Below are 12,648 nucleotides of genomic sequence, written 5' to 3'. Positions count from 1 at the left end.
CATGCTGCTCGTCCACGACATCGACGTCTTCCACGGCGACGCGCAGGCTCTCGACAAGGTGTCGCTCGAGGTGCCGGAGCGCTCCATCGTCGCCATCGTCGGCGCCAACGGCGCGGGCAAGACCTCGCTGATCCGCACCATCGCGGGCATGCACGCGCCCGCGCGCGGGACGATCCGCTTCAAGGACCGCGACATCACGGGCCTGCCGAGCCACGAGGTTTGCGACCTCGGCATCGGACAAGTGGCGGAAGGCCGGCAGGTCTTCCCGACGCTCACCGTTGCCGAAAACCTCGCCATGGGCGCGATGATCCCGCGCGCCCGGCGCCACAAGGTCCGCAATATCGAGCGGGTCTACGCCATGTTCCCGCGCCTTCTGGAACGCGCCGGGCAGGCGGCCGGCACGCTGTCCGGCGGCGAGCAGCAGATGCTCGCCATCGGCCGCTGCCTGATGGGCGAACCGGAACTGGTCATGTTCGACGAGCCCTCGCTCGGCCTTGCGCCGGCCGTCGTGCAGGACGTACTGCGCACCATCCGCGACCTCGCCGAGGGCGGGCTGACCTGCGTCCTCGTCGAGCAGAACGTCGCGGTGTCGCTCAGGCTCGCCAGCCGCGGCTACGTGCTGGAGAACGGCCGCATGACACTGTCCGGCACCGGCGAGGAACTGCTCGCCGACGACCGGGTACGCAAGGCCTATCTCGGCATGTGAAGCCTCACGCCGCGCCGGCCACCGCCGCGCGGGTCTTGCTCATCACATAGTCCTCGACAGCCTTCTCGTCGGCCGGCAGATGCGCCATGCGCTCCGGCCGCTCCATCAGGTCGCCGAGCCAGGCGGGCAGGGCGGGGCGGGTGCCGCAGGCGGCTTCCACCGCATCGGGGAATTTGGCGGGATGGGCGGTCGAAAGCACGACTGTCGGCACGGCCGGATCGGCCTTGACCTTGCGCGCGGCCACCATGCCGACCGCCGTATGCGGATCGAGCAGATAGCCGGCCTTGTCCAGCGTGTCGCGGATCATGCCTGAGACTTCCGCCTCGTCGGCGCGCGAGGCCGCAAACTCCGCGCGGATGGAGCCGAGCGCATCGTTGGCGATGGTGAAGCTCTTGGACTGGGCGAGGCCTGCCATCAGGCGGCGCACGGTGCCGGCATCGCGGCCATGGGCGTCGAACAGCAGCCGCTCGAAATTGGACGAGACCTGAATGTCCATGGAGGGCGATGAGGTCGCCACCACTCCGGTCACCTCGTAGCGGCCGGTGCGGATCGTCCGCTCCAGGATGTCGTTGACGTTGGTCGCGACCACCAGCTCCGAGATCGGCAGGCCCATGCGCTTGGCGACATAACCGGCGAAGACATCGCCGAAATTGCCGGTCGGCACGACATAACGCGCGGCCCGGTGCGGCGCGCCGAGCGCGGCGCCGGCGGCGAAGTAATAGACCACCTGCGCGACGATGCGCGCCCAGTTGATCGAGTTGACGCCGGACAGGCGCACGCGGTCGCGGAAGGCGTGGTTGTTGAACAGCGCCTTCACGATGGCCTGGCAGTCGTCGAATGTGCCGTCGATGGCGATGGCATGGACGTTCGGCGCGTCCACCGTCGTCATCATGCGCCGTTGCACGTCGGACACCCGGCCGTCCGGGAACAGGATCACCACGTCGACCTGATCGAGCCCGCGAAACGCCTCGATCGCCGCGCCGCCGGTGTCGCCGGAGGTCGCGCCGACAATGGTCGCGCGTTGGCCGCGGGCCTTCAACACATGGTCCATCAGCCGGCCGAGGAGCTGCATCGCGCAGTCCTTGAAGGCAAGCGTCGGCCCGTGGAACAGCTCCAGCACCCATTCGGACGCCGAAAGCTGCACCAGCGGCGTCACCGCCGGGTGGCGGAAGCTCGCATAGGCCTCGTCGATCATGCGCGACAGGTCGGCGGCGGGAATTGTGTCCGTCACGAAGGGCGCGAGCGCCCGCCGCGCCACTTCCTGATAGGGCTGGCCGGACAGCGCCGCGATGGCTTCGGGCGCGATGGCCGGCCACGTCTCGGGCACGTAGAGGCCGCCGTCGCGCGCGAGGCCGGCGAGCAGGGCGTCGGGGAAGTTCAGCGCCGGAGCCTCGCCCCGGGTGGAGATGTAGCGCATGCGAGCCTCCATCGGGCCGGTCGGTCGTTGCCCGGGGGATTAGGCCGGCGGGCCAGCCAAGGCAAGTCTCACGGGAGCTGGACAGGCGGTCATCGTCCTGTCACAGCCGGGCTTCAGGAAGCCACCATGACCATTCGCGCCATTCTCCTCGACAAGGACGGCACCTTCGTCGACTTCGACCGCACCTGGGGCCCTGCCGCCTTCCGCGTCATGCTACGCATGGCGAAGGGCGACCGCGCCGGCATCGAACGGCTGATGGCGGTCTCGCATTTCGACGAGGCGGCGATGCGCTTCCATCCGACCTCGCCGCTGGTCGCCGGCTCTGCGGCTGACTATGGCCCGCTCTGGGCCGAGGCGCTGGAACTGCCCTTCTCGTCGGCCGTGACCGACGAAATGGAGGCGCTGTTCGTCGAGGAGGGTCTCGCGGGGCTGACCCCGATCGGCGACCCCGCCGGCGCCATCGGCGCGCTCAAGGCACGCGGCCTGACGCTGGGCGTTGTCACCAACGATTCCGAGAAGGGCGCGCGCCACCAGACTGCCCGGCTCGGCATCGATCACCATTTCGACTACATCGTCGGCTGGGATTCAGGTCATGGCCGCAAGCCCGCGCCCGGCCAGATCACCGCCTTCCTGGACGCTTTCGGCATGCGGCCGCATGAAGTCGCGATGATCGGTGACAGCCTCCACGACATGCACGCGGCGCGCGCGGCCGGCGTCGTCGCGGTTGGCGTGACGTCCGGGCCGCTGGTGCCGGACGATTTCCACCTGCATGCCGATGTCGTGCTGCCCTCCTTCATGGAGCTCGGCGGCTGGCTGGACGGTCTCGCCGCTGCGGCTCAGCCAAGCCCCTTTGCGAAGGTCTCGCCGTCCCTCACGCCCAGTTCATAGGCCGCCCGGATCGCGGCGCCATCGGTCACCGCAAACCGGCTGGTGAGGATGGGCACCGAGGGGCGCACCACGGTCCGGTTCTCGACCTCGGCCATGGACCGCCCCGCCCGCGTCGTCAGCACCAGCGTATGCCCGCCGCGAGCCTCGACCTCGGCGATCTTGTCCACAGGTGGATTGTCGACCAGCCCGCCATCGAGGGCAGGGCGGCCGTTGACCTCGCCGACCGGCATGAAGGGTGGCACGGCGGCCGTGCCCATCAGCGCGGCGACGAGATCGGCCGGTCCCGCGACCTCATGGGTCGAAACCCAGCTGGGGAACAGCCCGACATGCCGGCCCGCGCGCGAATGGGCCGCCCCCATCCAGACCTTCTCGATCTGGTAGGCGCCGATGGCCGCGTAGGCCGCGACCAGCGCGGGCATGAAGCGCGGCGGATGGGTCAGCTGGATCAGCACTTCGGGCGCGGCTTTCAACGCAGCCAGCTCCAGTTCGCCGAAGATCTCGGTCAGCAGGTCGCGGTAGAGGCCGGCAACGACGAAGGGCGAGCGCCCCTTCAGCACCTGCCGCCAGTCCATTTCCTTCTCGATGGTGGCGCAGGCATCGATCACGATGCGGCGGACGCGGTCACCTTCGCCGATCAGCGAGAAACAGGCCTGAAAGGCGCCGGCCGAGACACCGACGACCAGGCCGGGCCTCTGCGGGCGGGCGGCGTTCAGCGCGTCCCAGAAGCCGCCTTGCCAGTAGCAGCGGTTGCCGCCCCCGGCAAAGGCGACGGCGTCGAAGGAATGCGTCGTCATGTCAGCAATCTAGGGGGAGGGCGAGGCTGCCGTCGAGTGCTTGCCTATTGCCGTGAATTGGGTGTCGCGATGGGGTTGCGCGCCGCCGAAGCCGCCGCTATACACGCGGCCTGTTCGCGAGGCGGAGTGTAGCGCAGTCTGGTAGCGCACCACGTTCGGGACGTGGGGGTCGCAGGTTCAAATCCTGCCACTCCGACCAGCGCACCCATGGATTTGCGCAGGTTGGACGCCTCGGCGAACAGATTTCACCATGCTGAATGGAAGCCGAACGACGGGCTGGCACCGCGCCAGTTCGACGCCTTGACGGCGTGCGCTCAGGCCGTCGCCAGCCGGCGGATGCCGGGGTTCACCGGCGGCGGCGCGACCTTGTACTCGCCGCACCAGTCGCTGCGCGAGACCGCCGGCCACGTCGCCGTGCCGTCGGCACGCGCGACTGGCGGATGCGCACGGCAGACGCCGCCGGCGCGCGGTTCGAAGAAATTCTTGCAGTTCCCGCACATCTCGGCCATCGAACCGCCTCCTCGGAAGTGATCCGGGCAGGTTGCCGCAGGCGCCTTACTGCCCCGTTTCCAGGGCGGCTGGCATCGAGCCGAGTTGCCGGCGTCGTTAGCGGAGCGTTTCCATCAGGCCCGCGAGCAGGCGCGCGCGCGGGAGGATCGACGACACCAGTCCGTGCTCCTCCAGCGTGTGGGCGCCCGCGCCGTCGATGCCGAGGCCGTCCAGCGTCGGCACGCCGAGCGCGGCGGTGAAATTGCCGTCCGAGCCGCCGCCGGTCATCGGGCAGTCCTCGAGATCGAAGCCGATCGAGCGCGCGACAGCCTGCGCCCGCTCCAGCATGCTCACGATATCGGCTGTTTTCGGATAGGCGGGGCGGTTGATCTCGCCCTCGACACGCACCGCGACGTCCGGATCGACCGCCGTCAGACCGAGGATGCGCTCGACCATCTCCTTGCCGACGATCGGATCGGGCACGCGCAGGTCGATCTCCGCCGTGCAGGTCTCGGGCGTGACATTGGCGGCCGAGCCGCCCTTGACCAGACCGACCGTGGTGGTGATGCCGCGCGAATAATCGGTCATGCCTTCGACGGCGAGGATCTGGTGCGCCATCTCGCGGATCGCGCTGCGGCCGTCCTGGTGCCGCGCGCCGGCATGGGCCGGCCGGCCGTGGGTGACCAGGTGGAACCGGCCGACGCCCTTGCGCGCGGTGACGATCTTGCCACCGTCGCGGGCGGGCTCGGTCACCAGGACGTAGGCGGCCTTGCACGCCTCCTCCTCGATCGCCGCGCGTGACGAGGGGCTGCCGACCTCCTCGTCCGGCGTGAACAGGAAGGTGACCGGCCGTGCCGGCGCGATGCCGGCCCGCACCAGAGCGCGATAGCCGGCGACGGCGAGATAGGCGCCGCCCTTCATGTCGTAGAGGCCGGGGCCGAACAGCTTGTCGCCGTCGCGTCGGAACGGCAGGCGGCCGGTCAGCGTGCCCTTCGGGTGAACCGTGTCCATATGGGTGAGGACGAGGATCGACTTCTCGTTCGACGGCTCCTCGGTCGAGACCTTCAGGATGCCGGCATAGCCGTCCACGCCCGGCCGCCGGTCGAAGGTGACAGGCAGTCCCTCGAAGTCCCTCTCGACCTCGTCCAGCACCGCTTCGACGCCGGAGGCGTCGTAGGTCGGGCTCTCGATGGTCACCCAGCGGCGGATGCCCTCGATCACCTCGTCCTCGTGGAGGGGAATGGTGGCTGCCTTCAGGCTCATGATGTCCTATCGCTCCCGCTGGACGCGCCGCGCGGCCGTCCGCATCTCATCCAGCGCGGCGATGACCCGTCGCGCATTGACGCCGAAATCCTGGGCCCCGTAGCGCGCCGCCGAGCGCATGTCGATGCGGGACCTGCCATTCACGTGGCGAATGCGGATCACGATATCGTCCCTGAGGCCAAGGATCAGCGACCGCGTGACCATCTCGAAACGGCCGTCGCGACCGGGGCCGCGATAGTCGGCCTGGTCGAGGATGCGCCAACGCTGGCCGTCGATCAGTTCGGTGACGATGTCGTTGACGTCGCTGGCCGGCAGGTCCACCTCGATCGCCCGGATCTCGGGATAGAGCCGCCGCTGGACCGGCGCGAGCGCCGCCGGATAGCGCAGCGGATTGGCGCCCGCCGGCCGGACGGCCGCGACAACCTCGAAGGCCGGCGGGTCCATCGCATCGGTGGTGATGTCGGTGATGGCCGGCAGCGTCCAGCCGATGGCCGTGAGCGTCGCCGGATAGGCGGAGACCGCGAGGCCGGCGAGCACCGCGAGAGCAGCGAAGCGCGCGCCGCGATAGCCGGTGAACCAGATCGTCGTACCGGCTGTGAGGGCCATGACCATTCCGAGGGCCACGACGGCGAGGCCGATGGTCAGAGCGGTTACGGCCTGCGCGCCGTCGAGCCAGTCGGAACGCGCCGCGAGCACGGCCACCGCCCCACAGGCGCAGCCGACGAGCACCACGCGCAGGCTCCAGACCGCGAGGCGCGAGGTCGGCTCGACGAAGGCGCGGCGGGAAAGGCTCATGAAGGCGCTGGAACCGGCATTGTCGCGTGCGAACCGCCCGGCGGCGATCCTATTCCGTTTTCTGGCAGATCGCCCGGAGGGCTGTCCATTGTTCCGGCGTCAGCGCGGGCGCTGAGCGCGCCCGTCCGCGCGCCATCTCCAGAATGGCGCGTTCCCGCTCGGCATTGGCCGGGTGGCTGGTGATCCACGACAGCGCGCCGGGAGCGCCGGCCCCGAGCGAGGTGAAGAAGCCCGCGAGGCCTTCCGGATTGCCGCCGGCCTTCAGCATCAGATCGACGCCGAAAGCATCGGCCTGCCGTTCGGCATCGCGCGAGAAGGCGCTCTGGATCAGCGCGCGCGAGGCGAGGACGACGGCGGTGCCGCCCGCGAAGTCGCCGAACACCGTGCCGAGCAGGAAGCCGAGGCCGCCCGACTGGATCGCCGATTGCAGGCCGTGGCGGTAGCGCACGTGGCCGATCTCGTGGCCGAGCACGCCCGCCACCTCGTCCGGCCCGCGGGCGCGCTGGATCAGCCCGTTCATGACATAGACGTAGCCGCCGGGCAGGGCGAAGGCGTTGACCATGCGGTGGTCGAGGACCACCACCCGCAATGGCACGTGCAGCCCGGCTGCGCGCTCGTAGCGGCCGGCGAGATCGGCAAGCGCCGCGACGCCTTCCGGATTGGTGCAGGTCTTGAGCGGCGCGGAGCTGCCGAACTGCTGGCGGATCTGCGGATCCATGGCGGCGCCGAGCCGCTCTTCCATGCTGGCGGGAACCAGCGGTGCGACGCGGCCCGCGATCGCCGGCAGGCCGATATAGGCAAGGCCGACCAGCGAGGCAGCCGCGGCGATGGCCCAGAGCACGACGTTGCGCCGCTCCCGCCGCGCCGCCATGCCCTGCGTCAGGGTCAGCGGCGCACGGGCCGCGAGATCGGCGGCGAAACGTTGGTCGGCGATCTCAAGCCGCGGCTCCGCCTTTGAGCCAGGCTCGGGCACGCGGGTGATGGCAAGGCCCTCGCCGGCAAAGCCCTCGATCCGCCGGATCGCGGCATAGGGCCAGGTGGTCGCCAGCCGCCCGTCCGGCGTGAAGATCGCAAGGCCCTCCGGATGTAGCGAGACCTCCACGGCCTGCCGCCGGCTGACCAGCCCGTCGTAATAGATCGCCGCTGTTTCCGGCATGGTCAGAAGCCCAGCACGTCGACGGCGTCGCCGAGGCTGTCGCCCATGGCGGAGGCATCGACATTGTTGGCGCGCACGTTGTCGAGCGCGGCTAGGTTCATCACCGAGACCGAGCGCGCCTGCGCGCGGTAGAGCCTGAGCGTGATCAGGATCTGCTTGGCGACCCAGAAGCCGCCGAAGACGAAGAGGTAGGCGAGGGCGATGGTGGCGATGCCGACGATGCCGCTGGCCGGCGAGGCGAAGTCGCTCCCGCCGCCGAAGAACACGGCCGCGATCAGCCCGCCGAACAGCAGGCCGACGATCAGCGCGATGACGAAGCCGATCCCGATGAGACCCAGCGCGCCAAGGAGATAGACGCGGTAGGCGGCCCTGATCCTGAAATCGGAGGCGAGCGCCGCGCCGCCCAGCCTGACGCCTTCCATCCGCCAGCGGAAGACGACGGCCTGGAAGGCCGGGAAGAGCAGGATGGGGATCACCAGCGCGGTGAAGACCGCGCCCATGAGCATGTAGATGGCCACCGCGAGGCGGCCTGCGGGCTCGATATTGCCCGCGGCGATCGTCGCGCCGAACTCGCGCCACACTTCATAGGGGACAGAGGCGATGGTCGAGCCGATCATAAGCAGCGGCAGGCCGAACCCGAGCGCCCAGATCAGGATGCCGCGCCGGAACAGCGTGCCAGCGGTGCCGACGAAGGCGCCCTGCGCGTCGCCGTACCAGGTGTCGCGCATCTTGATGCGCTCCAGGATCGCCGCGACCCAGGGATAGGCGAGGCCGAGCGACAGGATGACGAGAATCCAGAGACCGAAGGCCTTGGCGGCATAGGTCCAGGCGGAGCCGACCATGCGCAGGCGCAGGCCCCGGAAGGCCGTGCGCGTCAGCCGGTAGCGCCGGCCGGCATAGGCCGCGTACTGGCTGAGGAACAGGAAGATGATCGTCACCGAGAAAGAGACGATGACCTCGGCCGATGGCAGGCCGAGCACGACGAAGAAGCCGGCGGCCTGGATCGGCACGATGATGGCGAGGGCGACGAGGAAGCCCTTGAACAGCTCGAGGCCGCGGCCGGTATAGGCGATCTCCTCCGGCCCGACGCGCGTATGGCTCCAGTAGAACCGCCGCATGTCGGTGATGAACCAGAAGCGGTAGATGCCGAGGGTGACCAGCTGCAGCAGCATGCCCTTGACGAGCAGGCCGAGAAGCTGGCCGCCCGCGCCGGTGAAGCCGATCCTTGAGACGCCGCTCGCCGGCTGCGAGGCGCCGGGCGCGATCGGCGGGACGCTTGCCCGCGCGGCCTGTTCCGCCGCGGCCACCGCCGCCGCCGTCGAGCGCGCGCCCCACGGACCCACGGCACCGGAACCTGGCTGGGTCGCATCCGTCATGAACGCCTCCGACTGACTCGCAGTTCGCGAGCTTATCCGCAGCCTTGATGCCGTGCCATCGTTGCCGCCGTGCGACGGCCCTGTCGCCGCACGGTTGCGTCGCGGTCCAGGTCAGCCCGGGAAGCGGTAGGCCTTGAACTGGTCGCGCAGCGCCGTCTTCTGGATCTTGCCGGTGGCGGTGTGCGGGATCTCGTCGACCACCACCACGTCGTCCGGCATCCACCACTTGGCGATCTTGCCGTCCATATAGGCGAGCAGGCTGTCACGGGTCGGCTGTCTCCCGGCCTTCGGGACGACCACGAGCAGCGGCCGCTCGTCCCACTTGGGATGAACGATGCCGATGACCGCTGCCTCGGCGACATCGGGATGGCCGACGGCGAGGTTCTCCAGATCGATGGAGGAAATCCACTCGCCACCGGACTTGATGACATCCTTGGAGCGGTCGACGATCCGCATGTATCCGTTCGGGTCGATGCTCGCGACGTCGCCGGTATCGAAGAAGCCGTTGTCGTCGAGGATCTGGCCGCCCTCGCCCTTGAAATAGGCGCCGGCGACCGAGGGGCCGCGCACCATCAGCCGGCCGAAGGCCTTGCCGTCGCGTGCGAGCTCGGCGCCCTCGTCGTCGATGATCTTCATCTCGACGCCGAAGGGCGGATGCCCGGTGGTCTCCTTGATGTCGAGCCAGGCATCGCCGGTCAGGCTCGCGACTTCGGGCTTCAGCGAGCAGACCGTGCCGAGCGGGCTCATCTCGGTCATGCCCCAGGCGTGCAGGACCTCGACGCCGTAGACGTCGCGGAACTTCTCGGTCACCGCGCGCGGACAGGCGGAGCCGCCGATCACCGTCTTGTTGAGATGCGGCAGCTTCAGCCCGTTCTGCTCCATGTGCTGGAGCAGCATCAGCCAGACGGTGGGCACCGCGGCCGACAGCGTCACCTTGTAGGTGTCGAGCAGTTCGTAGATGGAGGCGCCGTCCATCTTCGGGCCGGGCATGACCATGGTCGTCCCGGCCATGGGCGCGGTGAAGGCGAGCGACCAGCCATTGGCATGGAACATCGGCACCACCGGCAGGATCACGTCCTTCGACGCCATGCCGAACATGTCCGGGCCGTTGACCACCAGCGAATGGATCACGTTCGAGCGGTGCGAATAGACGACGCCCTTCGGATTGCCGGTCGTCCCCGACGTGTAGCACATGCCCGCCGCGGTGTTCTCGTCGAACGAACCCCACGCGAAATCATCGTCCACCTCGTCGAGCCAGCTCTCGTAGGCGACCGCGTTCTTCAGGCTCGTCTGCGGCATGTTCGCCGCGTCGGTGAGCACGATGTAGCGCTCGACCAGCGGCAGCTTGTCCTGCAGCTTTTCAAACAGCGGCACGAAGGTCAGGTCGAGCATCATCATGCGGTCTTCCGCATGGTTGGCGATCCAGGCGATCTGCTCGGGGAACAGGCGCGGATTGAGCGTGTGATAGACCGCGCCGAGCCCGGTGATGCCGTACCAGGCCTCGAGATGACGCCAGGTGTTCCAGGCCACCGTGCCGACCCGGTCTCCCAGCCTGATGCCGTCCTTTTCCAGGCGCTTGGCGACACGCAGGGCGTTGCGCCGGATCGCCGAATAGGTCGTCTCGACGATCGGCCCCTCGACGGAGCGCGAGATGACCTTGCGGTTGCCGTGATAGAGGCCCGCATGATCGATGATCTTCGGGATCAGCAGCGGCCAGTCCTGCATCAGACCAAGCATGGCGTTTCTCCGGATGCTACGTTTCTCCGGGCGCGCGTTCGCGAGCCCTTGTCGGGCCGCAAGCTAGACGAGCGGGGCGCTGCGCGTCCACAGGCGCGCGCCTGCGCCGTTCGGCCGAAGGCCGCGCCGCGGCGTCAAAGAGGTCGTTGATGGTTGCGGGGCGGCCGTTGAACCTTGCCGGGCACATCGCTATGGTCCGCCGCGCGTCGCCCTTGGGCGAACGGTTGGGTCGTCGTCTAACGGTAGGACTCGGGTTTTTGGTACCCGCTATCTAGGTTCGAATCCTAGCGACCCAGCCAGCGTCTAGCGCGCGCAGATCCTGAAATCGTCACCCTGCCAGCAGGCGCCGTCGCGCGCCGAACGGCGCGCCGTGCCCCAGCGCGAATTGATGCCGTCGCGCGTGAGGCCGCGGACCTCGGCAAGACCGGGCTCGATCACCGACAGCGTGACGACCGAGATACCAGGAAACAGGCTGCCGCCGTCGCGTGCGGAAAGCGAGAACGAGCCGTCACGGCCCTCGGCCTGGAAGTCGCAGGTCCGATCGAGCACCACCCGGCCGGCCTGCTCGATGCGGCAGCCTGCATCCCGGGCGAGCGCAGGCGTCGCGGCCGCGGCGATCACGAGGGCGGCGAGAAGCGGGCGGTTCATGGCATTCTCCAGGGCAATGTCGCGGGCGACAGCAATCGCGTCGCCGGCCGCAATGCATCCCTTGCCCGGAGAAGATTTCGGAATGATTGCTTGGCCGGGCGCTGTCGCGCCGCCGCCCGCGTTCAGGCGGCGGCGTGACGCGCGGTCTTCTGCCAGTAGTCGACGATGGAACTGATCATCGCTCGATAACCGTCCAGCGAAGCCGGCTTGCGGAACATCGCGTTGGCGCCGATCTCGTAGGCCTGATCCACCGACTGCCTGGAATTGTCGCCAGAAATGACGATGACCGGAATGTGCCGCGTCAGTTCGTCCTTGCGCAGCACCTTGAGGAAATCGAAGCCGTTCATCGCGCCGAGCTTGAGGTCGAGGATGATGATGTCGGGATCCTCGGCCAGGACGGGGTTGTCGCTGTCCTCGCTCTCGAAGTGCAGCCGCGCGAGCGCCTCTTCCGCCGAGGAGAACGTCTCGAAACTGCAGCCTTCGATCCGCTCCTGGAAGAACTGCACCATGAAGCCGATGTCATGCAGTTCATCGTCGATGATCATGAGGCGCGTCAGTTGCCGCATGGTCCGTCTCCGGATCGCAGGGATGGAAAGCTGTGACTGTGCATGAACGGCGGCTTCAGCCGAGCCGCCGTTACCAGACTACGGCGCATGGAGGGCGTAGGCAATGGGGAGAAAAGGCCGCCAATTTGAGCTTCTGCAGCATTCGGGCGGCTCACGCTGAGGCATTCGGCGCGCGCATTGCGGGTTCCCTTGCAGGGAACTTGGTGATCGCATCGAGCTGTGTTACGAGTTGTCTGAAAATGGGGCGAAACCACAAGAACCCCGGAACTTGAGGGAGCGCGCGAATGGACCGGCTCGATCCCGATCTCTCCGCCGACGGCATCTATGCCGGCGCCGACCTCAGCGCCATGCGCAAGGCATTCGACGCGGCCTGCCTCCAGTTGGGCGATCTTGCCGAGGATCGGCGCGTGCGCCACGCGGTCGCGCTGGTGGTGACGCAGCATTACGAGCTTGGCCTGCGCCAGCGTGCGCGTCTCGTGGCCGCGGCATTCGAAACCGGCCGCATCGTCGGACGCAACGTGCCCAAGCGCTCGCTGACCTTCTTCGGCTGACGGCCTTCCCGGATCAGTTCCAGTCCAACGCTGTTCGTGGCCGGCGCCGGTGGCCAGACCAGCCATGGCCGGCAACCCGCGCATTGGCGGGCGGCGGCGCGCCGGCTGTGCCGAAACCTGCATCGGGAATCCCTGCCTGCCCAGCGCGGTCGGAATTGGAGCTGGCATGGGCGGGCGCACGATAGGAGTTGCTGGGCGCTTGTCTTCTCATTCCGTGCACGCGCCGGTCGCCGGCGCGCGAAATTCGCGATGCGAACCCGTC

Annotated in this window: 13 protein-coding genes and 2 tRNA genes; 5 read left to right on the top strand and 10 right to left on the bottom strand. The window is 68.5% G+C overall.

The genetic code is table 11. The features are described from left to right. Position 1: 1 nt before the first annotated feature. Entirely contained in the window at positions 2 to 706 is a 705-nt protein-coding gene (locus tag JNK84_RS07505; protein ID WP_293423520.1) for an ABC transporter ATP-binding protein, read from the top strand. Positions 707 to 710: 4 nt separating this feature from the next. Here JNK84_RS07505 and thrC read toward each other — a convergent pair whose 3' ends face one another. After that, positions 711 to 2,123, bottom strand: a complete 1,413-nt coding sequence (gene thrC, locus JNK84_RS07500) for a threonine synthase (protein WP_293422309.1) — start codon at positions 2,121 to 2,123, stop codon at positions 711 to 713. A 126-nt stretch (positions 2,124 to 2,249) separates the two neighbouring features. Between thrC and JNK84_RS07495 the strand changes: the two genes are divergently transcribed. Beyond that, on the top strand, positions 2,250 to 3,011 hold the full coding sequence (locus JNK84_RS07495; RefSeq protein ID WP_293422306.1) for an HAD family hydrolase: 762 nt from the start codon (positions 2,250 to 2,252) through the stop codon (positions 3,009 to 3,011). On the opposite strand, the gene JNK84_RS07490 is transcribed toward JNK84_RS07495, so the two are convergent. Beyond that, positions 2,960 to 3,805: a patatin-like phospholipase family protein gene (locus tag JNK84_RS07490; protein WP_293422303.1), complete on the bottom strand. Its 846-nt coding sequence runs from the start codon at positions 3,803 to 3,805 to the stop codon at positions 2,960 to 2,962. The two genes, JNK84_RS07495 and JNK84_RS07490, sit on opposite strands and share 52 nt — an antisense overlap. A 122-nt stretch (positions 3,806 to 3,927) precedes the next feature. Here JNK84_RS07490 and JNK84_RS07485 point away from each other — a divergent pair. After that, positions 3,928 to 4,004 (top strand) — tRNA-Pro (locus tag JNK84_RS07485). 115 nt (positions 4,005 to 4,119) lie between these two features. On the opposite strand, the gene JNK84_RS07480 is transcribed toward JNK84_RS07485, so the two are convergent. The 6 genes from JNK84_RS07480 to JNK84_RS07455 all read right to left on the bottom strand — a co-directional run bounded on the left by JNK84_RS07480 (position 4,120) and on the right by JNK84_RS07455 (position 10,621). Continuing rightward, entirely contained in the window at positions 4,120 to 4,314 is a 195-nt protein-coding gene (locus JNK84_RS07480; RefSeq protein ID WP_293422300.1) for a hypothetical protein, read from the bottom strand. Between the two features lie 97 nt (positions 4,315 to 4,411). After that, entirely contained in the window at positions 4,412 to 5,557 is a 1,146-nt protein-coding gene (locus JNK84_RS07475) for a M20 family metallopeptidase (protein WP_293422298.1), read from the bottom strand. A gap of 6 nt (positions 5,558 to 5,563) precedes the next feature. After that, the gene (locus tag JNK84_RS07470) at positions 5,564 to 6,352 is read right to left on the bottom strand and encodes a DUF1499 domain-containing protein (protein WP_293422295.1); all 789 of its coding nucleotides are present in this window, start codon (positions 6,350 to 6,352) and stop codon (positions 5,564 to 5,566) included. A 49-nt stretch (positions 6,353 to 6,401) separates the two neighbouring features. Then, the gene (locus JNK84_RS07465) at positions 6,402 to 7,508 is read right to left on the bottom strand and encodes a M48 family metallopeptidase (protein WP_293422292.1); all 1,107 of its coding nucleotides are present in this window, start codon (positions 7,506 to 7,508) and stop codon (positions 6,402 to 6,404) included. Between the two features lie 2 nt (positions 7,509 to 7,510). Next, the gene (locus tag JNK84_RS07460; RefSeq protein ID WP_293422289.1) at positions 7,511 to 8,884 is read right to left on the bottom strand and encodes a DUF898 family protein; all 1,374 of its coding nucleotides are present in this window, start codon (positions 8,882 to 8,884) and stop codon (positions 7,511 to 7,513) included. A gap of 111 nt (positions 8,885 to 8,995) precedes the next feature. Then, on the bottom strand, positions 8,996 to 10,621 hold the full coding sequence (locus JNK84_RS07455; RefSeq protein WP_293422286.1) for a long-chain-fatty-acid--CoA ligase: 1,626 nt from the start codon (positions 10,619 to 10,621) through the stop codon (positions 8,996 to 8,998). Between the two features lie 225 nt (positions 10,622 to 10,846). Here JNK84_RS07455 and JNK84_RS07450 point away from each other — a divergent pair. Continuing rightward, positions 10,847 to 10,920: transfer RNA gene (locus JNK84_RS07450), tRNA-Gln, on the top strand. A 4-nt stretch (positions 10,921 to 10,924) separates the two neighbouring features. Here the strand turns inward: JNK84_RS07450 and JNK84_RS07445 are convergent. After that, entirely contained in the window at positions 10,925 to 11,269 is a 345-nt protein-coding gene (locus tag JNK84_RS07445; protein WP_293422283.1) for a hypothetical protein, read from the bottom strand. A gap of 122 nt (positions 11,270 to 11,391) precedes the next feature. Further along, positions 11,392 to 11,835, bottom strand: a complete 444-nt coding sequence (locus tag JNK84_RS07440; RefSeq protein ID WP_293422280.1) for a response regulator — start codon at positions 11,833 to 11,835, stop codon at positions 11,392 to 11,394. A 284-nt stretch (positions 11,836 to 12,119) separates the two neighbouring features. Here JNK84_RS07440 and JNK84_RS07435 point away from each other — a divergent pair, with 284 nt between their 5' ends. Beyond that, complete coding sequence (locus JNK84_RS07435; RefSeq protein WP_293422277.1) at positions 12,120 to 12,386, top strand: hypothetical protein; 267 nt, start codon at positions 12,120 to 12,122, stop codon at positions 12,384 to 12,386. Positions 12,387 to 12,648: the final 262 nt, after the last annotated feature.

It is taken from the genome of Phreatobacter sp. (assembly GCF_016793595.1).
Classification (GTDB): domain Bacteria; phylum Pseudomonadota; class Alphaproteobacteria; order Rhizobiales; family Phreatobacteraceae; genus Phreatobacter.
This window is presented reverse-complemented; position numbering and strand designations above follow the sequence as displayed.